The organism is Flavobacterium sp., from assembly GCF_032153895.1.
In the GTDB taxonomy this organism is placed as follows: domain Bacteria; phylum Bacteroidota; class Bacteroidia; order Flavobacteriales; family Flavobacteriaceae; genus Flavobacterium.
In genome coordinates this window covers 23,705-46,599 of the sequence record NZ_JALDYN010000012.1, presented here as the reverse complement: position 1 = coordinate 46,599, position 22,895 = coordinate 23,705, and the positions used below count along the sequence as shown (strand labels likewise).

The following is a 22,895-nucleotide window of genomic DNA, read 5'->3' as shown; positions in this document are numbered from 1 at the left end:
TGTTTGAAAAACAAAAAAGCCTTAAACTATTCAGTTTAAGGCTTTTGTACTCAAGGCGGGACTTGAACCCGCACGGACATAATGTCCACTGGATTTTAAGTCCAGCGTGTCTACCAATTCCACCACTCGAGCATTTATATTGGTATGGAGCGAAAAACGGGGTTCGAACCCGCGACCTCAACCTTGGCAAGGTTGCGCTCTACCAACTGAGCTATTTTCGCGTAAACATTTTTTCAAATAACATACGAAAGTGTGTGTTGTTTCGTATTGCGAGTGCAAATGTAATATATTAATTTAATTTCGCAAGGATTTCAAATGAAAAAAAATAAACTTTTTTATAATTGTTTGATTGCCTATAATTTACAGTAGCTTATTTTTTGGCTAACATGCGTTTGATTTCATTTAGTTTCATCAATGCTTCAACCGGTGTAAGTGTATTGATGTCTAAATTGACAATTTCCTCTTTGATTTCTTCCAAAAGCGGATCGTCTAAATTGAAAAAACTCAACTGCATTTCTTCTTTATCCGATTTGATACCGGTCATCGCTTCGCTGGAATGATCTTTTTCCAGTTTTTTTAAAATTTTCTGTGCTTTTTGAATTACCGTTTGTGGCATTCCGGCCATTTTTGCTACGTGAATACCAAAACTATGCGCACTTCCGCCTTTAACTAATTTTCGGATAAACAAAACGTTATCTTTTAATTCTTTTACGGAAACATTAAAATTCTGAATACGATCAAAAGTAGTTTCCATTTCGTTGAGTTCGTGGTAATGTGTGGCAAACAGCGTTTTGGGTTTGTTCGGATGTTCGTGTAAATATTCTGCAATAGACCAAGCGATGGAAATTCCGTCATAAGTTGAAGTTCCACGACCGATTTCGTCTAATAAAACCAAACTTCGATTCGAAATATTGTTCAAAATAGAAGCCGTTTCGTTCATTTCCACCATAAATGTAGATTCGCCCATCGAAATATTATCGCTGGCTCCAACTCGGGTAAAAATTTTATCGATGATGCCCATGCGAACACTTTCTGCCGGAACAAAACTTCCCATTTGTGCTAATAAAACAATCAAAGCTGTTTGGCGCAAAATAGCCGATTTACCCGACATGTTCGGTCCGGTAATCATAATAATCTGTTGGCTTACATTGTCTAAGAAAACATCGTTTGCAATATATGGAACGCCAATAGGGAGTTGTTTTTCAATAACGGGATGACGACCGTTTTTGATGTCTAAATCAAAGCTTTCGTCAATTTCGGGTTTGATGTAGTTGTTTTCGATAGCCAATTGTGTAAAGGAACACAAACAGTCTAATTGTGCCACCAAATTCGCATTCAATTGAACCGGTTTGATGTAGGTGCCAATCCAGATTACGAGTTGTTCAAAAAGTTCCGATTCTAATTTGTGGATTTTCTCTTCGGCGCCTAAAATTTTGGTTTCGTATTCTTTAAGTTCTTCGGTGATGTAACGTTCTGCATTGACTAAAGTTTGCTTGCGAATCCATTCCGAAGGCACTTTGTCTTTATGGGTGTTTCGGATTTCAATATAATACCCGAATACATTGTTGAAGGATATTTTTAACGAGGGAATGCCGGTTTTTTCACTTTCCCGTTCCTCCATAGCTTCCAAATATTCTTTTCCGGAAAAGGCGATGCTTCTCAATTCGTCCAGTTCGGGATGGATGCCTTTAGCAATCGCATTTCCTTTATTGATGGCAACTGGTGCATCGGGATTTAAAGTGGTTTTGATTTTTTCACGCAACAAATCACAGGCGTGGAAACTGTCGCCAATGGTTTTTAAAGCTTCGTTAGAACTTTCCAAAGCTTTAGTTTTCATCGGAATGATAGCATCTAACGAATTGCACAGATAGACAATTTCTCTAGGGCTCACTTTTCCTGTAGCAATTTTGGAAATCAAACGTTCCAAATCTGAAATTTGTTTAATCTGATACTGAAACTGCTGTAAAACTTCCGAATTGGTTTTCAGAAAATCAACTACTTCATGACGTCCTTGAATCTTTGTGATGTCTTTCAGTGGTAAAGCCAGCCAGCGTTTTAACAAGCGGCCTCCCATGGGTGAAAGTGTTCGGTCAATTACATCCAATAAAGTAACAGCATTCGGATTGTAGCTGTGGTACAATTCTAAGTTGCGAATCGTGAATTTGTCCATCCAAACGTAAGCGTCTTCCGCGATACGATGAATGTTGGTAATGTGTTGAATTTTATTGTGTTGCGTTTCGGATAAATAATAAAGTATCGCACCCGAAGCAATAATGCCTTCCTGTAATTCCTCGATTCCAAAACCTTTTAGAGAATTGGTCTGAAAATGGTTGGTTAAACGCTCAAAAGCATAATCTTCTTTGTAGATCCAATCTTCTAAATAAAACGAATGAAAGTCTTCTCCGAAAGCTTCTTTAAACTGATTTTTGAAATGCTTCTGCACCAAAACTTCACTTGGATTGAAATTTTGTAACAATTTGTCAATGTATTCCGAATTCCCTTGAGCGGTTAAAAATTCTCCAGTGGAAACATCCAAAAAAGCAATACCAATCAGTTTTTTGCCAAAATGAACCGAAGCCAAAAAGTTGTTGGATTTGGAAGATAAAACTTCATCATTCAGAGCAACACCCGGAGTAACCAATTCTGTTACGCCGCGTTTTACAATAGTTTTGGTCATTTTAGGATCTTCCAGCTGATCGCAAATTGCAACCCGAAGTCCTGCTTTTACCAATTTCGGTAAATACGTGTTTAAAGAATGATGCGGAAAACCCGCCAAAGCCGTTTCAGAATCCGAACCGGCGCCACGTTTGGTTAAGGTAATACCCAAAATACCGGCTGCCCGAACCGCGTCTTCCCCAAAAGTTTCGTAAAAATCACCTACACGAAACAATAAACAAGCATCGGGATATTTGTTCTTTATCTCGTTGTATTGTTTCATTAACGGGGTTTCTTTCGGCGCTTTTTCTTTTGCGGACATGGTAATCGGTTTATTTGCAAATATACAGTAAGACTTCGTATGGGAAAATTTGTCTTAAAAATTAATTAAAATTGAATGCGTTTTATTGTGTAGCAACTCTTTTTTAATAGATTTGTTCTTCTAAATGTTTAAATACAATACATTATGAAAAAAATATTACTATTAGGCGCTTTCTTTATTTTAGGAACTGTAGCTACTCAAGCTCAGGAAATTGCTTCAACTACTAAAGTAAAAACTGAGGTTAAGAAATCGAAGAAAGCTAAAAAATCTAAAAAAGCAAAATTACCAACTGTCGATGGAGTAGGAATGGTTTTTGAAAATGAAACTATCGATTACGGAACTATCGATCAAGATGCAGACGGAAAAAGAGAATTCGTATTAACGAACAACGGAAACAAACCGTTAATCATCATGAACGCGGTTGGGTCATGCGGATGTACTGTGCCAACTTTTCCTAAAGAGCCAATTGCTCCAGGTGCAAAAGCAGTTATCGGTGTGAAATACGATACACACAGAACTGGTGTATTCAGTAAACAAGTGACATTAACTACCAATGCTTCTGAAACTCCGAAAGTTTTAACCATTAAAGGAGATGTGAAAGCTGCAGCTCCGAAAGTTGAAACTGTAAAAGCTCAGGAAGTAAAGAGTTAATTTTTAATTCAAAATTGAATGGAAAAGCCTTCGAAATGATTACTTTTGAAGGCTTTTTTATTGCACTATTATGAGAAAACTGGCCAACAGCGAACTGGAACGTAAAAATATTGAGGAATTCAAGCAAGCCGATAAAACACCAATCATCATTGTGTTGGACGACATTCGAAGCCTGCACAATATTGGTTCTGTGTTTCGTACGGCCGATGCTTTTTTGATTGAAAAGATTTATTTGTGCGGAATCACTGCCACGCCGCCTAATAAAGAAATTCACAAAACAGCTTTAGGTGCAACCGAAACCGTGGTTTGGGAATACGCAAAAGATGTAATGGAAGTAGTTCAGAAGCTAAAAGCCGAAGCAGTTCAGATTTTCTCCGTTGAGCAAGTTCAGAATTCGGTTATGCTGAATGATTTTCAGATTGTTGCAAATCAAAAGTATGCCTTAGTTTTCGGAAACGAGGTTAAAGGAGTTTCACAACAAGTAGTGAGTGCCAGTGATGGCGTGATTGAAATTCCGCAGTTGGGAACTAAACATTCTTTAAATATTTCAGTAAGTGCCGGAATTGTGGTTTGGGACTTGTTTCAGAAACTAAACCAATAAACTTACGCTTTACTGATTCTGTCTAAAATCGCAATGTAATCTTCCTGTCGATTTACAAAATCCATGTTGGAAACATCAATAATTAGCACATTCAAATCGGTTTGCGTTTTGATGTAATCCAAATAACCCTGATTGATTTTTTCTAAATATTCCGCCGGAATTTCCTGCTCGTACGAACGTCCGCGTTGTTTGATTTGTTGCAACAAACGTTCTGTATTTTGGTATAAATAAATGTATAAATCGGGTTTCGGCATCTCTTTATAAATGATGTCGAACATGGTTTTGTACAAACGAAATTCGTCTTCCGCTAACGTCACTTTTGCAAAAATCAGCGATTTGAAAATGTGATAATCGGCAACCACAAAATCTTTAAACAAATCAAATTGCGACAAATCATCCGAAAGTTGTTGGTAGCGATCCGCTAAAAAAGACATTTCTAATGGAAACGCATATCGGCTTTGGTCTTTGTAAAATTTTGGTAAAAACGGATTGTCTGCAAAACGTTCCAAAACCAATTTGGCATTGAAATCTTCGGAAATTTTTGAAGCCAATGTGGTTTTTCCGGCGCCAATATTTCCCTCGATTGCAATATAATTGTACTGCTGAAGATTAAAATTATCAACCAGTGAAGGAAATTGTTCAACTGCAACGCATTTGCTGGTGTCGGTGGTTTCGGTAATTAATTCGGTAACGGTTTTCTGTAACTTCGGATGCGTCCAATCGGTTTGTAAATCGGCAAAAGGTAACAATACAAACAAACGATTTTCCATTTGCGGATGTGGAATCTGAAGATTAGCTTCGGAAATAATTGCTTCATCAAACGCTACAATGTCAATGTCAATCGTTCTGGCCTGATAGCCTTGTTGTTCCGAACGGTTTCTGCCCAATTCTTTTTCAATGTCTAAAATCTGATTCAGAATTGCTGCAGCTTCCGATTTTGTGTGAAGTAATACGGAGCAATTTAAAAAAGCGTCACTTTCAAAACCCCAGGAAGGCGTTTCATAAATCTTTGATGTACGGATAACAGTACCCACTTTCTTGTGAAGCAATACTATAGCGTTTTGGAGTGTTTCCAAACGGTTTCCCTGATTACTGCCTAACGATAAAACAACTTGGTGCTGATGGTACATAGTGGCAAATTACGTAAAAGAAATTTAGATTTCAGGCAATTTTACGGCATTGTTGATAAATTCTGAGTCAGATTTCAAGTAGCCAGCTGTAACAATTTTAACATTTTGCTACTAATATTTAAAATACTATACACAATGAGATTTTTAGGGAATGTTTTGGCCACAATAGTGGGAATTTTTGTGTTTCTGATGATTTTTTTCTTCGGATTTTTACTAATTGGCGTTTTGTTTGGTGGTGACGGCGACAAAGTTCGCGTAAAAGACAAATCGGTTATCGAATTGGATTTGAAGGATGTAACCCAAGATTACGGAGGCCAGTTCAAGTTTACCGATTTTGACTATTTTGAAGCCAATCACGACGGAGTTTCTGATGTATTGAATGCTATCGAAGCTGCCAAAACCGATGATAAAATCGAAGGGATTTCCATTCTGAATAACGAATCGATGTTAGGTTTAGCACAAAGCAAAGCCATTCGTCGCAAATTAGAGGAATTCAAAAAAACCGGAAAATTTGTAGTGTCGTATGCTAATGCGTTTTCGCAAAAAGAATACTATTTAAATTCTGTAGCCGATACGATTTACTTAAATCCGGTTGGTGAACTAGATTTCAAAGGACTTTCGGCTGAAGTATTATTTTTCAAAGATTTTCAGGAAAAATCCGGGGTAAAAATGGAAGTGATTCGTCACGGAAAATACAAAAGTGCTGTAGAGCCTTTCCTAGAAAACCAAATGAGTCCGGCCAATCGCGAGCAAATGACCGTTCTGTTAAACTCTATTTGGAATACAGTAGTTTCAGACATTTCACAAAGCCGAAAAATTTCTGTTGACAGTTTAAATTCCATCGCCAATACTTTAGGAGCTAGAACACCGGAATTGGCTAAAGCGAAACATTTGATTGACAAAATTGCCTATGAAGACGAATACCACAACGCCATCCGTAAAGCATTGGAAGTTGAAAAGGATGAAGAATACAACAAAGTAAGTATTCTGGATTATGCTAAAAATGTAGCTAAAGAAGGCAAAGGTTTGTCTGAGAAAAATAAAATTGCGGTGGTTTACGCGCAAGGAGAAATCAAATCCGGAGAAGGTGATGTTTCTTATATCGGAGAAGGTTCCATGCGTCGCGCCTTAGAAAAAGCCAGAAACGACGAAAATGTTAAAGCGATTGTGCTTCGTGTCGATTCACCAGGCGGAAGTGCTTTAACATCCGAATTAATCTGGAGAGAAATCGAATTGACCAAAAAAGTAAAACCGGTCGTGGTTTCCATGGGGAATGTAGCTGCTTCGGGAGGTTATTATATTTCGTGTAATGCCAATACCATTTTTGCGGAACCGAATACCATTACAGGTTCCATCGGAGTTTTTGGTGCGTTGCCGAATTTCAGTCCGTTGGCTAATAAAATCGGGGTTAATGCAGAACAAGTGAAAACCCATCAGAATGCTGTCGGATATAGTGTTTTTGAACCAATTGATGATAATTTCAAAGGCTATGTAACCGAAAGTATTGAAAATATTTACAGCATTTTTCTAAAACGTGTAGCCGATGGTCGTAAAATGACAACAGCTCAAGTAGATTCAGTGGCGCAAGGTCGCGTGTGGACTGGAAACGATGCTTTGAAATTAGGTTTGGTCGATAAATTAGGCGGATTGGATGCAGCTATTAAACACGCGGCAACCTTAGGAAAAGTGAAAGAATATCGCGTAAAAAACTATCCGGAATACGAAACTACTTTTGAAGAATTGTTAAGCAAATTTGGCGGAATTTCTATGTTCCAAAGCAAGGAAGCTTTAATCAAAGAACAAATCGGTGAAGAAAATTATCAGGTAATCGAACAAATTCGTGCCGTAAACCAACGTCGCGGAAATCAGGTAGTTATGCCGTATGTGCTGACGATTCGATAAGATTTAACAAATAATTGTATTTTGAAACCAACTTATTTACGTTTTGTTAAGTAAGTTGGTTTACTTTTTGTAGTAAATTCGTAAGATAAATAGTCCATATGAAAATCAAGAAAATTTTAAAGATAACCGGAATCTCTTTGTTGGTTGTTATTGTTGCTTTAGCGGCGGCTCCGTTTTTGTTTAAAGATAAAATCAAAGAATTGGTAGCCAAAACTATCAATGAAAACGTAGATGCTAAAGTAGTGTTTGAAGATGTTGGCGTAAGTATGTTTAAAAACTTCCCCAACGCGAGTGTAACGATAGACAAACTGAGCATCATCAACAAGGCACCGTTTGAAGGTGATACGTTATTGTATGCCGGAGAAGTGAATCTGAAGATGTCGGTAAAAGAACTTTTCAAAAGCGAAGGAGAGCCGATGAACATTGAAGGGTTTTCATCCAAAGACGGTGTGGTGAATATCATCTTCAACAAAGACGGCGTCGGGAATTTCGACATCGCGCTTAAAGAGGATAAGCCAGAAGAATCCTCTTCGGAAAGCAAACCGTTTGCGATGAATATTCAGAAGTATTCGGTGGAGAATTTACGTTTCCGTTATATCGATCAAAAGTCGAATCTGCGCATGGTTATTGATGAATTGAACCACGAAGGAAGCGGAAATTTTGCGGCTGAGAAATTGGATTTGGACACCAAAACATCAGCCAAATTATCGTTGGATATGGACAAGATGAACTACATGAAAAATGTAGCCTTGAATTTGGATGCTGTTTTAGGAATTGATTTGAAAAATCAGAAATACGAATTCAAAGACAATAAAGCATTAATCAATCAGTTGCCGTTGGAGTTTACCGGATTCATCCAGATGTTGGAAAAAGGCCAGCTGTACGATTTGAAATTCAAAACCCCAACTTCCGATTTCAAAAACTTCTTAGGTCTAATTCCTGAAGCGTATGCGGGGAATCTGAAAGATGTAAAAACCACAGGTGAATTTAAAGTCGATGGAACCGTAAAAGGCGAGTTGACCGATACGACCATTCCGAAATTCAACTTGACTTTAGCTTCTAACAACGCGTCGTTCCAATATCCGGATTTACCAAAAGCGGTACAAAATATTGTGATTGATACAAAAATCATCAATGAAACCGGTTTGATGAACGATACGTATGTGAATTTAGATAAATTATCGTTCCGAATTGACCAAGATGTGTTCAACGCGAAAGCCAACATCAAAAACATAGCAGAAAATGCGAACGTAGCTGCCGAATTGAAAGGGGTGATTAACTTGGCCAACGTAACCAAAGCCTATCCGGTAAAACTGGACAAACCACTTTCGGGGATTTTGAAAGCCGACGTGAAGACGCAATTCGATATGAAATCGGTGGAAACCAGTCAGTATCAAAATATTCAGAATTCCGGAACGATGTCATTAACCGGATTCAATTATACGGGTCCTGAAATGGCAAAACCGGTGCAAATTTCTCAGGCAGTTGTGGCGTTTAACCCGAATCAGATTCGTTTGAACCAGTTGGATATGAAAACCGGAAAATCAGACATTCACGCTACCGGAACATTGGATAATTTCTACGGATTTGTGTTCAAAAACCAGATTCTGAAAGCCAACTTCAACATGAGTTCGAATCAGTTTTTAGTCTCTGATTTCATGGCTCCTACAACAGCATCGGATTCAAAAGAAGGAACCGCTAAAAAAGAAGCTGTTAAAATCCCAGCCTTCTTGGACTGTGCTGTAACGGCTAAAGCAAATACGGTGGTTTACGATAATTTGACTTTAAGAGATGTTTCCGGAAAAATGATTATTCGCGATCAGGCGGTAACGCTTCAGGATATGAAAACCAGTATTTTTAACGGAAGAATTGGCTTAGACGGAGTGGTTTCTACTAAAGGAAAAACGCCAACCTTTAAAATGAATTTAGGTTTGGACAAAGTCGATATTGCGCAATCGTTTACCCAATTAGATATGTTGAAATCTATCGCGCCGATTGCGGGCGTTTTGGAAGGAAAACTGAATTCGACAATTAATCTGTCCGGAAATTTGGATGCGATGGAAATGACACCGGATTTGAAAACGATATCCGGAAATTTACTGGGACAGTTGTTGACCACGAAGGTTAATGCTCAAAATTCGCAAATGCTATCAGCTTTAACATCCAATGTGAAGTTTTTAGATGTTAGCAAATTAAATTTGAATGATGTAAAAGCGGCTTTGTCTTTCGATAACGGTCGTGTGAATTTAAAACCAATCGACTTAAAATATCAGGATGTGAAGGTAACTATCGGAGGAACACACGGTTTTGACCAATCGATGAATTACAACCTGAAATTTGATGTTCCTGCAAAATATTTAGGACCAGATGTAAGCAAGTTGTTAGCGAAATTAACTCCGGCAGAGCAAGGAAAATTAGATAATGTTCCTGTAAATGCTACCATGACTGGAAATTTCAGAAGTCCTAAAGTGTCAACTGATATGAAACAGGCGGTAACGAATGTTACAACACAATTGATTAAGTATCAGAAAGACAAGTTGCTGAATCAGGGAACTTCGGCTTTAGGTGGATTGTTTGGCGGACCAAAATCAAATACTGCAACACAAGGAGCAACCACAGATACTACAAAAACTGCAACACCTCCGAAGCCAAAAGACGCCATCAAGAATACGGCTACGAATGCTATAAAAGATTTGTTTGGCAAGAAGAAAAAAGAAGAGCCTAAAACACAAACACCATAAAAATAGAAAAGACCCAAACGGGTCTTTTTTTATGATAAATTGATTTTTACCACATAACCTTCGAAAGTACGGACGTTGAAAACCGTTCCGTCTTCAAAGATGAGGTATTGGCCTTTTACGCCAGTTAGTTTTCCGATGAAGTTAGGAGTCTTGTCTAAATTTAAACTGCTTACTTTTTTCGGATACTCTAAAACCGGATAAGTTAAATCATAAGTTTTCTCCGGTTGTGCTGGATAATATTGTTGAACTTCTTGCGGTAGTAAGTTGCCGAGATTGTTGCGTTCACCTACCAAATCAACCTCAGGAATTTCATTTTTCAGCATTTTTTGCCAATTGGTTTTATCGGCAAAATGGTTTTTCAAAGCCACTTCGGTGATTCCGGCCAAATAGCGGTTCGGCACTTCGACTATCGGGACAGCTTGAATAGCACCTTGGTCAATCCATCGGGTCGGAACCTGAGTTTTACGGGTTACACCAACTTTAACTTCGCTGGACAAGGCTAGATACACAATGTGGGGTTGCAATTGCACTCGTTTTTCATACTCCAAATCGCGATCTTCGATGTCTAAATGTGCGGTGCTCAATTCGGGTTTCATAATCCAATCGCCTGCCGAAGCACTGCTCATGAAGCAATCGTAACAAAATCCTTGTCGGAATATTTTTTTCTTTTTCCCGCAGTTTAAACATTGGTAGCCCTGAAAAGTAATTTCCATTTCCTTGTTTAAGAGTTGGTTAAGGTTCAGAAAGCTGTTTTCAAAAACCAGATAATATTGAATCGGGTTAGCAAATTCAGTTTCCATTTTAGTCAGGACACCTTCGTAAGTCATTGGTATAGGAATTAAAAGTGAATTTTGTTATTTTTGGTAACATTGTAAAGGTATAATTCCTAAATTACAATTCATAATTCTAGTACGAAAATGCCGTTAACGATAATAAATTCGATTGCTTCCTGGATTCTGAAAAAACGAATCCACCAAATGGAGTTGTTTCTGAAATACCCGAACGAAGTTCAGGAAGAATTGCTTTTTACGCTTTTGCGAACTGCTGAAAATACAGTAGTTGGTAAGAAGCATGAATTCTCATCGATTAAAAGTTACAGAACATTTTCCGAACGTGTACCGATTTCTACTTACGAAGAATTGGAACCGATGATTGAACTCACGCGCAAAGGCGAGCAGAATGTTTTTTGGAATACACCGATTAAATGGTTTGCCAAATCCAGCGGAACGACAAACGCCAAAAGCAAGTTCATTCCCGTGAGTGCGGAAGCTCTGGAGGATTGTCATTACAAAGCCAGTAAAGATTTGTTGTGTCTGTATTTGAATAATAATGAAGAATCACAACTGTTTACCGGTAAGAGTCTGCGTTTAGGTGGAAGCAAACAATTGTACGAAGATAATAATACTTTTTTTGGGGATTTGTCTGCCATCTTGATCGGGAATATGCCTTTTTGGGCGGAATTCAGTAGTACGCCAAGCAATAAAGTGTCGTTGATGAGTGAATGGGAAACCAAGTTGAAGGCCATTATTCAGGAAACCCGAAATGAGAATGTAACCAGTTTTGCGGGTGTGCCTTCGTGGATGTTGGTGCTGATGAACCGCATGTTGGAAGAAACCGGAAAAGAAAGTTTGTTGGATATTTGGCCAAATTTGGAAGTGTATTTTCATGGAGGAGTAGCATTTGAACCATATCGCGAGCAATACAAAAAATTGTTGCCAAAATCGGATTTTAAATATTACGAAATTTATAACGCCTCCGAAGGCTTTTTTGCGATTCAGGATTTGAACAATTCCAGCGATTTGTTGTTGATGCTTGATTATGGAATTTTTTACGAATTCATCCCGATGGATACTTTCGGGACATTAAATCAACGCGTAGTTCGTTTGTCTGAAGTAGAATTGGGGAAAAATTACGCAGTGGTCATTACAACCAATTCCGGTTTGTGGCGTTATTTAATTGGCGATACGATTCGTTTCACCTCGCTGAATCCACACCGTGTTCGTGTTACCGGAAGAACCAAACATCATATCAATGTTTTTGGTGAGGAATTGATGGTGGAAAACACCGATTCTGCGATTGCGAAAGCCTGTAAATTAACCGGAGCTGAGGTAATTGATTATACTGTCGCTCCGATTTTCATGGAAGGAAAAGAAAAAGGCGCCCACGAATGGATGATAGAATTCCGTAAACAACCCGAAAATCAAGAAGATTTTAGAAGAACGTTAGATGAAGCGCTGCAAGGTTTAAATTCTGATTACGAAGCAAAACGTTATAACAATATGACGTTAAATCCTTTGGTGTTGAATGTAGCTCGTGAAAATCTGTTTTACGATTGGTTGAAAGAACAGGATAAATTAGGAGGACAGCATAAAATTCCGCGTTTGTCCAATCAACGGGATTATTTGGAACAATTGAAGGCAATGCAGCCGGCAACGTTATAAATTAAATTATGAAAAGAATAGTTGTAGTACTGGTTTTGGTCGGGTTGTCAGTTTCTTGTGGGCCAAAAAGATTAGGTTGCGGTCCCGGAAGATGTGATAATTCCGTAAAAGAAAAACCTTTAGAGAAAAAGAATTCAAAAAGTATAGTATAAAAAAAGTCCCGATTCAATCGGGACTTATTTTTTCTGACTTGTATTAAATACTAGTGAGCAGCTGGAGCTTCAGCAGCTGGAGCAGCAGGAGCAGCAGCAGCAGCAGAGTCAACAGTTGCAGCAGCAGAGTCAACAACTTCAGCAGCAGCCTCAGTAGTAGCCTCAACAGCTTCTGTAGTTTCAGTTACAGCCTCTTCAGCTTTGTTTTCTTTACAAGAAACAACTGCCATAGTAGCAACTAATGCCAAGCTTAAAACAACTTTTTTCATCTTACTAAATTATAAAGGTTAATTATTAATTCGGAGCAAAGATATAAATTTTTTAATACGTTGTAATATTTCATCAATTATTTTTTTGTTTTCAATCAAATTTTTTTCTAGAGCAAATCAATAAGTATTGGTTTTGCTGGTTTTTCTGACTTTGAACGGTGTAAATAATTGATACTTAAACGATTATTTTTTCTTCTTTTTAATGGTTTTAGAAGTCGATTTTACCAGTTTCATTTCGTCTACCAAGTGTTTCGCGCCAGCATATTTGTCAATTACGAACAAAACATAACGAATATCTACCATAATATTTCTGCAAATCGCCGGATCGTAGTGAATGTCACTCATGGTTCCTTCCCAAACACGGTCAAAATTCAAACCAATTAAGTTTCCGTTGGCATCCAAAGCAGGACTTCCTGAATTTCCTCCAGTAGTATGATTTGTCGCGATGAAAGCTACAGGCATTTTTCCGTTTTTAGCCGCATATTGTCCGTAATCTTTCGTGTTGTACAAATCGATTAATTTCTGTGGAACGTCAAACTCGTAATCGCCAGGAATATATTTCTCAATAACACCATCTAAATAAGTAATCGGTGAATAAGTAACTGCATCACTAGGGTTGTACCCTTTTACTTTTCCGTAAGTTACACGAAGTGTGCTGTTCGCATCTGGGAAAATACGAGCCGATTTCGGACTCAATTCCATAATTGCTTTCATATAAGTGCGTTGCAATGCGATGTTTTTCAGATTCATTTCATCGTATTTCGGAGCTACATTGGTGTTGTAAGCATCGGCAATAGATTTTACCAAAGCAAAGGCTTTGTCTTGGTTTAATTTTTCAAGAACAGATTTTGCGTCACCGTTTAATAAGTCTTTCAATCCATTGTAGCTGGTCAATTTTGAATTTTTGAAAACATCAGCTGATAATTGTGACGGATTGATATTGTTCAATGTTGACGGTAAAAACTGTTTCGGCGATTTGTTCGCATACAAGTCGATTAATTGTTCGAAGACTTTTTCATCGACATTCGCGTTGAAATCTTTGTATAAACCTTCAAATCCAGCAATTAAATTATTTTTTCTGTCGTTAAAAGCTTGTTCGCCTTTTGAATTGTAAACTTGTTCCAATTGGTACAAACGATACGCGAAACTTAAAATTTCGGTATTACGCAAAACAACTTCAGAATAGTATTCTCTGGCTAAAGCATAAGGCGCAATAGCTTCGTAGTTGGTTTTGAAATCGGAAAGTAAATTTCCGTATTCAGCCTGTTTGCCGGCTTTGTTGATTTTATCGGTTAGATCTTTTTCAAATTTTTGCTTGATGGCAACTGCATTCGATTTTTTCAATCCTTTTACTTCGCCAATCCATTTTTTCCAGTAGTTAGCAACTGATGCATATTTAGAAGCGTATTGAATTTTAATCGCATTGTCTTTACGCATAAAACCGTCCTGAACTTTCAAAGCGTGGTCACGCACTTCAATTCTCGCCGGGTCAATTGAATTTACGATTTGCTCTACAGCGTATGAAGGCAAGTATTCCTGAGTTCTTCCAGGATAACCCATTACCATAGTAAAATCATTTTCCTGAATACCTTTGATAGAAACCGGGAAGAAATGCTTCGGAGTATAAGGCACATTGTCTTTCGAATAAGCCGCTGGTTTGTTGTTTTTATCCGCATAAATGCGAAACAAAGAGAAATCTCCGGTATGACGCGGCCAAACCCAGTTGTCTGTATCGGAACCAAATTTTCCGATAGAACTTGGCGGCGCACCAACCAAACGAATATCACGGAACGTTTCTGTAACAAATAAAATGTATTGGTTTCCGTCATAAAAAGTACGGATGCTGTTTTCCTGAAAAGATTCTTTTGGTAAGGTTTTGTTCAGCATCGAAATGTTGTCCTGAATCTTTTTCTGCTTTTCCGCTTCGGAAGGTAAATTCACAACACCTTCTAAAACTTTATTGGTTACGTCTTCAATACGAACGATGAAGGTTACGAATAAATCTTTGTTCGGTAATTCGTCTTCCATTTTCATAGCCCAGAAACCATCCGTCAGATAATCGTGTTCTACGGAAGAATGACTCTGAATGTTGTCATAACCACAGTGGTGATTGGTTAAAATTAAGCCTTTGGAAGAAATAACTTCTGCGGTACAACCACCATCAAAATGCGGAACGGCATCTTTTAAACTAGAATGATTCACGGAATAAATGTCATCCGCAGAAATTTTCATTCCTAAATTTTTCATTTCGGTTTCGTTCATTCCTTTTAATAACGAAGGAATCCACATACCACCTTGTTGCGCAAAGGTTGGTAGAACGAATAAAATAATAAGCAGTCTTAAAAACTTCATAATGGTATATTGAGATTTAATATTTGGATAATTTTTTTAATTCTTTTTAATTAGATAAACAGCATCTTGGATGTAATAGGTTTCGTCTTTCGGGAATCGCTGAATGGATTCGAAGATGATTTTTATGTGATAACCTTCCCAATCTGTTTCGATAAATAAATCGGTTGTTTCTTGTTCATTTTCCGATGCTTGCTTGTTTTTGCAAAGTTCTTTAATTTTTGGAAATAATTCTATTGTTTTGCTATTAATAGTCAATTGGTAACTAGGGTTTTTACCACCGCTGTTTTCTATTTTGAAATTGTCTTCACCAAATTGCTTATCGATATTGGTTTCGTAGTTTTCTTTGTTGATGATGTACTGATAACCACTAATATCAAAATAATCAGCAGTGTTGCGAAGTCGGATTACTCGATTGTTTGGATCATAATCATTGGTTGTCGTGTATCTGATATTTTTAAAATGATCGTAAAACCAATACTTGTTTTCTGTTGATTTTGGTTTTTTACTCATAAAGTTAACTAGGAAATTTTCTTCATGACGATCGTTCAGATATTTGAATTTGTTTTCAATTTCTGTTTTTACAGTATCGACAACTTCTTTGTTGAAATCGATTTTACCATTAACTAACAATTGGTTTTCGGTTAAGATTTTTTCAAGCTCGTTTTTCTGACTTCTTTTGGATAAGGAAAACGTATTGAAATACGGAAATGTCAGCGCGAATAAACCGAATAGAAAAAGTGATATCGGAATAAATTTAATAGTAGCATTTCGTTTGAAAATAAAGTAAAAAACTACAGTAGTTAGCCATAATGCTAAGAGTAAAACGAAATACCTTGGTTCGGTATAACCATATTCCAGTACTCGTGTAAAAATTGCAATGAAGAGTAGAATTATAAGCGGAATTAAGGTGTAGTAAAATATTTTGCTGAACATTTTTACCCACGATTTCGCCTTTTCTTCTTTTAACGGATGAACCAAAAGCAAGGCTAAAATCCCGACGATGGAATACGCCAAAACCAGATAGGAAACCCAGCCTCTTGGTAATTCCCAGTTGATAAGTATTTTTCCAGAATAAAAATACAAGATTACTGCATAAATCAGTAAAAGCGGAATCAGGATAAATTGCGTAAAAAACTTTAAAACAATCGGATAGCTTCCGTCTTTTTCTAAATACTCAAGCCCTGTTTCATTGAATAATAAAAAGATTATAGCACTTCCGATTATCGAAAGCGAGAAGAATACTTCGGCATAGGTTTCACTGTTAAAATCTAAATTGAAAAGGTTTTCAACGGACACAATGGCAAGTTCAACACCGCCAACTAATACACCTGTGAATATTAAAGTCAGTACAAAATTTACGAATAAGTTTTTATTGTATTGCCAGAAGCTTTTCTCGGAATTTTCCTTTTTTAAATAAGGAACGAAAGCCACTAATAAATGGCTGAGAATGAACGTCGGAACAAGTATAAAAGCATAAACTTCTGTAAAATCTTCTTCTTTTTCCGGGAAAATAAAATAGTAACCAAAGAGAATAAGTAAGCCTAAAATTTCGAATAAATAGCCTTTTTTTATTCTTTGGGAAAGCATTTTTAGCGCGAACATTAGCGAAATTCCCAAACCAAAAATAAAACCGATTTTTAAACAGAAAAAACCAGGATCTTTCTTTAAGTTGTTTTCAATAGCATAAATTATCACGCTAGCTAATCCAAAAGACATTAATAAAACTAGCGGATACCAAACAAAAAGGTTTTGAATTTTTTTAAGAATTAATGCTATCTTTTCATTCATAATGTGTGGTGTTTAGCTCTAAATTTTATGCAAGATACTGTTTTCAGAATTAGTATTATTTATTGCCAATATGAGAAAGTATGATTTTCGTCGCACCTTTATTCATCTGTACAAAAGTCGAGCAGATATGCCCTTTTTCGAAACGCTCGTCTTCATTTTGCAATAACAAATCAAAAGCCTGATTCAGTTCCGATTGATTTTTTATAGAAAGACAGCCTTCCATATTGACTAATGCGGTTGCTTCAGCAAAATGTGAATAATTCGGACCGATTACAATGGGAACACCGAAAGTTGCGGGTTCCAAAATATTGTGAACGCCCGGATTTCCGAAACCACCGCCAACGTAAGCTATGTCGGCATAACTGTAGATTTTGGTTAGGATTCCGATGGTGTCGATGATAAAAACGTCAAATTCAGCTAGATTTTTAGTTTCTTTTTCTGAAAACAAAACTGTTTTTTTGTTGAGTTGTGCTTTCAAATTTTGAATCTGTTCCGATTTAATATTGTGCGGCGCGATAATGAATTTCACATCAGCCGATTGATTGATGTAGTTGATGAGAATTTCTTCGTCTTTCGGCCACGAACTTCCGATTACGATTGTGGTTGTATTGTTTTTAAATTCTTCGATAAAGGCTAAGGTGTTGTTGCGTTCCAAAATAGTTGCAACTCGGTCAAAACGTGTATCGCCCGAAACTTTTACATTATTAAATCCGATGCTTTGTAATAATTTTTTGGAAGAATCATTCTGTACAAAAAAGTAGTCAAAGGTTTTCAGAGCGTTGCGGTAAAAGCCGCCGTACCATTTGAAAAAACTTTGCTTTTCTCTGAAAATTCCTGAAATCAGATAGGTTTTGATGTTTTGTTTTTTGAGTTCGTTCAGATAATTGGGCCAATATTCGTATTTGATGAAAAAGACTAAATCCGGATGCGCTAATTTTAAAAATTGCTGAGCATTGCTTTTGGTGTCCAACGGAAGATAAACCGTTGCATCGGCTACCGTATTGTTTTTCCGAACCTCATAACCCGATGGCGAGAAAAACGTCACAATGATTTTATGATCCGGAAATTGATGTTTGATTTCTTCCATCACCGGAAGCCCTTGTTCGTATTCGCCCAAAGAAGCGGCGTGGAACCAAATCGTTTTGTCGGAAGCTGAAATTTTATCGGAAAGTGTTTTGAAAACGGTTTTTCTTCCTTCTACAAACAACTTGATTTTCGGGCTGAATAAGGCTACGATATTCAACAGAAAACCGACAATATGAACCAATACATTATAGCAAAAAAACATACTTTTTCTTTTGTTGTGCTAAAATACGGTTTCTTTTCGTTATCCATAAATCATTCTACTTTAATTCGTATTTTTGCTTGTTTTCAAAAAAATTTTTCAGATGAAAAAACTACAAATGGTTGACTTAAAAAGTCAATACGATAAAATAAAAGACACTGTAAACGCTTCGATTCAGGAAGTTTTAGATACTACAACCTATATTAACGGACCTCAGGTTCATCTGTTTCAGAAATCTTTAGAGGATTATTTGGGCGTGAAACACGTAATTCCTTGCGCCAATGGTACTGATGCATTACAAATTGCGATGATGGGCTTAGGATTGCAACCTGGCGACGAAGTAATCACAGCCGATTTTACTTTTGCCGCAACTGTTGAAGTGATTGCTTTGTTGCAATTAACGCCGGTTTTAGTAGATGTTGACGCTGATACGATGAACATTTCCATTGAAGCGATTAAAAAAGCGATTACTCCAAAAACCAAAGCGATTGTTCCGGTGCATTTGTTCGGACGTGCAGCAAATATGGAAGCGATTATGCAATTGGCTTCAGAACATAATTTGTTTGTAATTTAAGACAACGCGCAGGCTATTGGAGCTAATTATACTTTCGGAAACGGAACGAAGCAGAAAGTAGGAGCGATTGGACACGTAGCTTCAACATCTTTCTTTCCTTCTAAAAACTTAGGTTGTTATGGAGATGGTGGAGCGATTTTCACCAATGATGATGCTTTGGCACACACGTTAAGAGGAATTGTAAATCACGGAATGTATGTACGTTATCATCACGATGTGGTAGGAGTGAACTCTAGACTGGACAGTGTCCAGGCTGCTGTTTTGAATGCAAAGTTACCGTTGTTGAACGATTACAATACAGCCAGAAGAGCAGCTGCTGCTAAATACAATGCTGCTTTTGCGAATCATAAAAACATTATTACACCGGCTTTTGATTTAAATGGTGATGATCACGTGTTTCATCAATATACATTACGAATTGTAGATGCAGATCGTAATGCATTAATGGAACATCTGCAAAATAAAGGTGTACCTTGTGCGATTTATTATCCGATTCCATTGCACAGTCAAAAAGCGTATTTGGATGCTCGTTACAAAGAAGAAGATTTTCCGGTAACCAATCAGTTGGTAAATGAAGTGATTTCTTTAGCGATGCATACGGAGTTAGACGACGAACAAATTGCATACATCACCGATTCTGTGCTTGAATTTTTTAAGTAATCGATTTTTAAAATTAGTTTTAGATTCTAAAAGGATAAAAAAATGAAGGTTTTAGTGACAGGTGGTTTAGGTTTTATTGGTTCTCATACTGTTGTTGAATTGCAAAACCAAGGGTTTGATGTTGTAATTGTAGATGATTTGTCTAATTCTTCCATAGAAGTTTTAGAGGGTATTTCGAGAATTACTGGAAAAACACCTGTGTTTGAAAAACTTGATTTAAGAGAGAAAAGTCAGGTTAAGGATTTTTTTACAAAGCATTCTGATATAAAAGGAGTGATTCATTTTGCTGCGAGTAAAGCAGTTGGTGAAAGCGTAGAAAAACCGTTGTTGTACTATGAAAATAATATAAATACGTTGGTTTATATTCTTCAGGAATTAGTTCAAAATAAGATTGGAAATTTTATTTTTAGTTCTTCTTGTACAGTTTACGGACAAGCCGAAAAAATGCCGATAACCGAAGATGCATCAGTACAGCCAGCAGCTTCTCCATATGGAAATACCAAGCAAATTGGAGAGGAGATTATTACAGACGTAGCCAAAGTAACCAATATTAATGCGATTCTTCTGCGTTATTTCAATCCGATTGGAGCACATCCATCTGCGGAAATTGGCGAATTGCCGATTGGGGTTCCACAAAATCTAGTGCCTTTTATTACGCAAACTGGAGCTGGATTGCGGGAATCTTTGTCAGTTTTCGGAGATGATTATCCAACACCAGACGGAACTGCCATTCGCGATTATATCCATGTAGTTGATTTAGCGAAAGCCCATGTAGTGGCGCTACAACGACTGATTGACAACAAAAATCAACAAAAAGTAGAAACCTTCAATGTAGGAACCGGAACCGGAAGTTCAGTATTAGAAGTAATTACTGCTTTTGAAAAAGTAAGTGGTCAAAAATTACCTTATAAAATTGTAGGAAGACGTGAAGGCGATATTACAGTAGCTTACGCCAACACAGATAAAGCCAATACTGTTTTAGGCTGGAAGGCAAAATCAACTTTAGAAGAAGCCTTGGCCAGCGCCTGGAAATGGGAACAAAAAATAAGAAACTAATTTCTGTTTAAGTCAATAAAAAAGTCCTTACGAAGTAAGGACTTTTTGTTTTGTAAAAAGCGTTGGTCTTAGTGTTTAACCTCTTCTTTTACTTCTTTAGCAGCAGCTTCTACTTTAGCAGCACCAGCAGCAGCAGCATCTTCTACTTTAGCAGCAGCAGAGTCTACAGCCTCTCCGGCAGCAGCAGCCGTTGAATCTACAGCTTCAGTCATTTCTGTACCTACAGCTTCTACTGCATCTTCAACTTTATCTTCTGTTTTTTCTTTACAAGAAACCATTAATGCTCCTACGAAAGCTAACGCTAAAAGTGTTTTTTTCATTTTTTAAATTTTAAGAATTAATAATTGTTTTAATTGACATAAAATTATAGTTTTTTTTTAAAAATACTTAACGTCAGTGTGAAAAAATTGAAAAATTATTTTGTTAAAGTTAATTATTAGCTTTCTCTTTTACTTTTTTAGCTCCTTTTTCAACGGTCTCGGCACTTTTTGCGATTACGGTTTTAACCTGCTGTTTTACTTTGGCCGTGTCAATTACTTTTCCGGCTTTCTTTTTTACAGAATCCAATCCTTGTTTCATTTCAGTGCCAACGGCTTTGCGAGCTTCGTTTACTTTTTCACGGGTTTCTTTCTGACAGGAAGCCAATGTTAGTATTACAGCAACAACTAATAGGTTTTTCATAAATACAGGTTTTAAGCCGAAATCGTTTCTACTTCTTTATTGATTTTGTTCACCAAACCAACCAATACTTTTCCTGGTCCAACTTCTGTAAAACTTGTGGCGCCATCAGCAATCATTTGCTGTACGGATTGCGTCCATTTTACCGGAGCGGTCAATTGGATGATTAGATTTTTCTTGATTTCCGCAGGATCAGAAACCGCACTTGCTGTTACATTCTGATATACCGGACAACTTGGTGTGTTAAATGTTGTTGCTTCGATAGCAGCCGCTAATTCTTCGCGTGCCGGCTCCATCATTGGCGAGTGGAAAGCACCACCAACCGGTAAAATCAAAGCACGTTTTGCTCCGGCTTCTTTCATTTTTTCGCAAGCTTCCTCAACCGCTTTTAATTCTCCTGAAATTACTAATTGTCCTGGGCAGTTATAATTTGCAGCCACGACAACGCCCTCAATCGAAGCGCAAATGTCTTCTACAACTTTATCGTCTAAATTTAAAACCGCAGCCATAGTGGAAGGCGTAATTTCACAAGCCTTTTGCATCGCCATAGCACGTTTGGAAACTAATTTCAAAGCGTCTTCAAAAGACAAAGTCCCGTTAGCCACCAAAGCCGAAAATTCGCCTAATGAGTGACCGGCAACCATATCAGGTTTAATGTTTAATGTTTTGGCTAAAATCACCGAGTGTAAAAACACAGCTGGTTGCGTTACTTTGGTTTCTTTTAATTCTTCAGCAGTTCCTTCAAACATGATGTCTGTGATTCGGAACCCTAATATATCGTTGGCTTTTTCGAACAATTCTTTTGCTACAGCCGATGTTTCGTATAACTCTTTACCCATTCCGGTAAATTGCGCGCCCTGACCCGGGAAAACGTATGCTTTCATTTAAATTTTGTTTAGTTTGAATAACAAAAATACTAATTTTTTTGGAGCGCCAACATTCAGGCTTTTTTGGAGTGGTCGTTCCCGCTGTTCGCTTTACAAGGTGCCGCTTCCATCGGGGCTGGAGAGGTATTGTCTTTTGTGTCGGTAAAGAAAGAAACCCGGAACTTCATTACAAAGCCACGGGTTTCATCATCAACCAAAAACTATTATTATGAAAAGCTATTTATTGTTTAATCAATTGTAATTCGATGTCGAGTTTTACATCTTCACTTACCAAAACGCCACCGGTTTCTAAAGCCGAGTTCCAGTTTAAGCCCCAATCTTTACGGTTTACTTTTCCGGAAATGTTTAAGCCGGCTTTGGTATTTCCCCAAGGATCCGTCATCAATCCGCTGAATTCTGCCGGAAGTTTTACGAATTTCGTTACGCCGTGCATGCTCAAATCTCCTGCGATTTCGTAGTTTTCGTCATCAATTTTTGAAAAAGAAGAAGCTTTAAAAGTCATCTTCGGATGGTTTTCCACATCAAAGAAATCGGCGCTTTTTAAATGGTTATCGCGGTCAGTATTTCTAGTGTCAATCGAATTGATATCGGCTGAAAAATCAATAGTTGCTTTCGTGAAATCATCATCTTCAGTAATAATGTTTGCCTGGTAGTTTTCAAATTTTCCGGCTACGTTGGTAAACATCATGTGTTTGATTTTAAAACCTACTGTCGAATGTGTTGGGTCAATTGCCCATTTTGTTGTTGCCAT

At 37.4% G+C, this 22,895-nt stretch carries 18 protein-coding genes, 2 tRNA genes and 1 pseudogene; 8 read left to right on the top strand and 13 right to left on the bottom strand.

Annotation, left to right across the window (positions count from 1 at the left end; all coding sequences use genetic code 11):
* Window positions 1–47: 47 nt before the first annotated feature.
* From RUH60_RS06345 to mutS, 3 genes are all read right to left on the bottom strand, one after another.
* Window positions 48–132 (bottom strand) — tRNA-Leu (locus RUH60_RS06345).
* A 13-nt stretch (window positions 133–145) separates the two neighbouring features.
* A tRNA-Gly gene (locus RUH60_RS06340) sits at window positions 146–221 on the bottom strand.
* Window positions 222–370: 149 nt separating this feature from the next.
* Window positions 371–2,977, bottom strand: coding sequence for a DNA mismatch repair protein MutS (mutS, locus tag RUH60_RS06335; protein ID WP_313806532.1), 2,607 nt, complete (start codon window positions 2,975–2,977; stop codon window positions 371–373).
* A gap of 144 nt (window positions 2,978–3,121) precedes the next feature.
* On the opposite strand from mutS, the gene RUH60_RS06330 reads away from it, so the two are divergent.
* Both RUH60_RS06330 and RUH60_RS06325 read left to right on the top strand, forming a co-directional pair.
* Entirely contained in the window at window positions 3,122–3,628 is a 507-nt protein-coding gene (locus tag RUH60_RS06330; RefSeq protein WP_313806530.1) for a DUF1573 domain-containing protein, read from the top strand.
* A gap of 70 nt (window positions 3,629–3,698) precedes the next feature.
* Window positions 3,699–4,229 carry an RNA methyltransferase gene (locus RUH60_RS06325; RefSeq protein WP_313806528.1) on the top strand — a complete coding sequence of 177 codons (531 nt, stop codon included), beginning with the start codon at window positions 3,699–3,701 and terminating at the stop codon, window positions 4,227–4,229.
* 2 nt (window positions 4,230–4,231) lie between these two features.
* On the opposite strand, the gene folK is transcribed toward RUH60_RS06325, so the two are convergent.
* Window positions 4,232–5,359 (bottom strand): 2-amino-4-hydroxy-6-hydroxymethyldihydropteridine diphosphokinase, encoded by a 1,128-nt coding sequence (gene folK / locus RUH60_RS06320; RefSeq protein WP_313806526.1) that lies wholly within the window; start codon window positions 5,357–5,359, stop codon window positions 4,232–4,234.
* Window positions 5,360–5,494: 135 nt separating this feature from the next.
* Here folK and sppA point away from each other — a divergent pair, with 135 nt between their 5' ends.
* Together sppA and RUH60_RS06310 are read left to right on the top strand one after the other, a co-directional pair.
* Window positions 5,495–7,261: a signal peptide peptidase SppA gene (gene sppA / locus RUH60_RS06315; protein ID WP_313806525.1), complete on the top strand. Its 1,767-nt coding sequence runs from the start codon at window positions 5,495–5,497 to the stop codon at window positions 7,259–7,261.
* Between the two features lie 98 nt (window positions 7,262–7,359).
* A complete protein-coding gene (locus RUH60_RS06310) occupies window positions 7,360–10,002 on the top strand; it encodes an AsmA-like C-terminal region-containing protein (protein WP_313806523.1) in 2,643 nt (880 codons plus the stop codon).
* 29 nt (window positions 10,003–10,031) lie between these two features.
* Here RUH60_RS06310 and RUH60_RS06305 read toward each other — a convergent pair whose 3' ends face one another.
* On the bottom strand, window positions 10,032–10,829 hold the full coding sequence (locus RUH60_RS06305) for a DUF2797 domain-containing protein (RefSeq protein ID WP_313806521.1): 798 nt from the start codon (window positions 10,827–10,829) through the stop codon (window positions 10,032–10,034).
* A gap of 90 nt (window positions 10,830–10,919) precedes the next feature.
* Here RUH60_RS06305 and RUH60_RS06300 point away from each other — a divergent pair, with 90 nt between their 5' ends.
* Window positions 10,920–12,443, top strand: coding sequence for a GH3 auxin-responsive promoter family protein (locus RUH60_RS06300; protein WP_313806519.1), 1,524 nt, complete (start codon window positions 10,920–10,922; stop codon window positions 12,441–12,443).
* A gap of 8 nt (window positions 12,444–12,451) precedes the next feature.
* Entirely contained in the window at window positions 12,452–12,595 is a 144-nt protein-coding gene (locus RUH60_RS06295) for a hypothetical protein (protein WP_313806517.1), read from the top strand.
* Between the two features lie 50 nt (window positions 12,596–12,645).
* Here the strand turns inward: RUH60_RS06295 and RUH60_RS06290 are convergent, their stop codons facing one another.
* From RUH60_RS06290 to RUH60_RS06275, 4 genes are all read right to left on the bottom strand, one after another.
* Window positions 12,646–12,864, bottom strand: coding sequence for a hypothetical protein (locus RUH60_RS06290; RefSeq protein WP_313806515.1), 219 nt, complete (start codon window positions 12,862–12,864; stop codon window positions 12,646–12,648).
* A 183-nt stretch (window positions 12,865–13,047) separates the two neighbouring features.
* Window positions 13,048–15,216 carry a S46 family peptidase gene (locus tag RUH60_RS06285; RefSeq protein WP_313806513.1) on the bottom strand — a complete coding sequence of 723 codons (2,169 nt, stop codon included), beginning with the start codon at window positions 15,214–15,216 and terminating at the stop codon, window positions 13,048–13,050.
* Window positions 15,217–15,252: 36 nt separating this feature from the next.
* Window positions 15,253–17,004, bottom strand: a complete 1,752-nt coding sequence (locus tag RUH60_RS06280) for a DUF4153 domain-containing protein (protein ID WP_313806511.1) — start codon at window positions 17,002–17,004, stop codon at window positions 15,253–15,255.
* 55 nt (window positions 17,005–17,059) lie between these two features.
* Window positions 17,060–18,292 carry a 3-deoxy-D-manno-octulosonic acid transferase gene (locus RUH60_RS06275; protein WP_313806509.1) on the bottom strand — a complete coding sequence of 411 codons (1,233 nt, stop codon included), beginning with the start codon at window positions 18,290–18,292 and terminating at the stop codon, window positions 17,060–17,062.
* 100 nt (window positions 18,293–18,392) lie between these two features.
* Between RUH60_RS06275 and RUH60_RS06270 the strand changes: the two are divergent.
* Both RUH60_RS06270 and galE read left to right on the top strand, forming a co-directional pair.
* Window positions 18,393–19,523 (top strand): annotated as a pseudogene (locus tag RUH60_RS06270) (DegT/DnrJ/EryC1/StrS family aminotransferase).
* A gap of 42 nt (window positions 19,524–19,565) precedes the next feature.
* Complete coding sequence (galE, locus tag RUH60_RS06265) at window positions 19,566–20,579, top strand: UDP-glucose 4-epimerase GalE (RefSeq protein WP_313806507.1); 1,014 nt, start codon at window positions 19,566–19,568, stop codon at window positions 20,577–20,579.
* Window positions 20,580–20,647: 68 nt separating this feature from the next.
* Here the strand turns inward: galE and RUH60_RS06260 are convergent, their stop codons facing one another.
* The 4 genes from RUH60_RS06260 to RUH60_RS06245 form a co-directional block, all read right to left on the bottom strand.
* Entirely contained in the window at window positions 20,648–20,899 is a 252-nt protein-coding gene (locus RUH60_RS06260) for a hypothetical protein (RefSeq protein WP_313806505.1), read from the bottom strand.
* 109 nt (window positions 20,900–21,008) lie between these two features.
* Window positions 21,009–21,260: a hypothetical protein gene (locus RUH60_RS06255; RefSeq protein WP_313806504.1), complete on the bottom strand. Its 252-nt coding sequence runs from the start codon at window positions 21,258–21,260 to the stop codon at window positions 21,009–21,011.
* A gap of 11 nt (window positions 21,261–21,271) precedes the next feature.
* Entirely contained in the window at window positions 21,272–22,141 is an 870-nt protein-coding gene (gene fabD / locus RUH60_RS06250) for an ACP S-malonyltransferase (RefSeq protein WP_313806502.1), read from the bottom strand.
* Between the two features lie 223 nt (window positions 22,142–22,364).
* Window positions 22,365–22,895, bottom strand: coding sequence for a YceI family protein (locus RUH60_RS06245; RefSeq protein ID WP_313806501.1), 531 nt, complete (start codon window positions 22,893–22,895; stop codon window positions 22,365–22,367).

Coding starts and splice junctions, on each gene's coding strand:
- mutS (WP_313806532.1), bottom strand. CDS start 2,977: ATGTCCGCAAAAGAAAAAGCGCCGAAAGAAACCCCGTTAATGAAACAA.
- RUH60_RS06330 (WP_313806530.1), top strand. CDS start 3,122: ATGAAAAAAATATTACTATTAGGCGCTTTCTTTATTTTAGGAACTGTA.
- RUH60_RS06325 (WP_313806528.1), top strand. CDS start 3,699: ATGAGAAAACTGGCCAACAGCGAACTGGAACGTAAAAATATTGAGGAA.
- folK (WP_313806526.1), bottom strand. CDS start 5,359: ATGTACCATCAGCACCAAGTTGTTTTATCGTTAGGCAGTAATCAGGGA.
- sppA (WP_313806525.1), top strand. CDS start 5,495: ATGAGATTTTTAGGGAATGTTTTGGCCACAATAGTGGGAATTTTTGTG.
- RUH60_RS06310 (WP_313806523.1), top strand. CDS start 7,360: ATGAAAATCAAGAAAATTTTAAAGATAACCGGAATCTCTTTGTTGGTT.
- RUH60_RS06305 (WP_313806521.1), bottom strand. CDS start 10,829: ATGACTTACGAAGGTGTCCTGACTAAAATGGAAACTGAATTTGCTAAC.
- RUH60_RS06300 (WP_313806519.1), top strand. CDS start 10,920: ATGCCGTTAACGATAATAAATTCGATTGCTTCCTGGATTCTGAAAAAA.
- RUH60_RS06295 (WP_313806517.1), top strand. CDS start 12,452: ATGAAAAGAATAGTTGTAGTACTGGTTTTGGTCGGGTTGTCAGTTTCT.
- RUH60_RS06290 (WP_313806515.1), bottom strand. CDS start 12,864: ATGAAAAAAGTTGTTTTAAGCTTGGCATTAGTTGCTACTATGGCAGTT.
- RUH60_RS06285 (WP_313806513.1), bottom strand. CDS start 15,216: ATGAAGTTTTTAAGACTGCTTATTATTTTATTCGTTCTACCAACCTTT.
- RUH60_RS06280 (WP_313806511.1), bottom strand. CDS start 17,004: ATGAATGAAAAGATAGCATTAATTCTTAAAAAAATTCAAAACCTTTTT.
- RUH60_RS06275 (WP_313806509.1), bottom strand. CDS start 18,292: ATGTTTTTTTGCTATAATGTATTGGTTCATATTGTCGGTTTTCTGTTG.
- galE (WP_313806507.1), top strand. CDS start 19,566: ATGAAGGTTTTAGTGACAGGTGGTTTAGGTTTTATTGGTTCTCATACT.
- RUH60_RS06260 (WP_313806505.1), bottom strand. CDS start 20,899: ATGAAAAAAACACTTTTAGCGTTAGCTTTCGTAGGAGCATTAATGGTT.
- RUH60_RS06255 (WP_313806504.1), bottom strand. CDS start 21,260: ATGAAAAACCTATTAGTTGTTGCTGTAATACTAACATTGGCTTCCTGT.
- fabD (WP_313806502.1), bottom strand. CDS start 22,141: ATGAAAGCATACGTTTTCCCGGGTCAGGGCGCGCAATTTACCGGAATG.
- RUH60_RS06245 (WP_313806501.1), bottom strand. CDS start 22,895: ATGGCAACAACAAAATGGGCAATTGACCCAACACATTCGACAGTAGGT.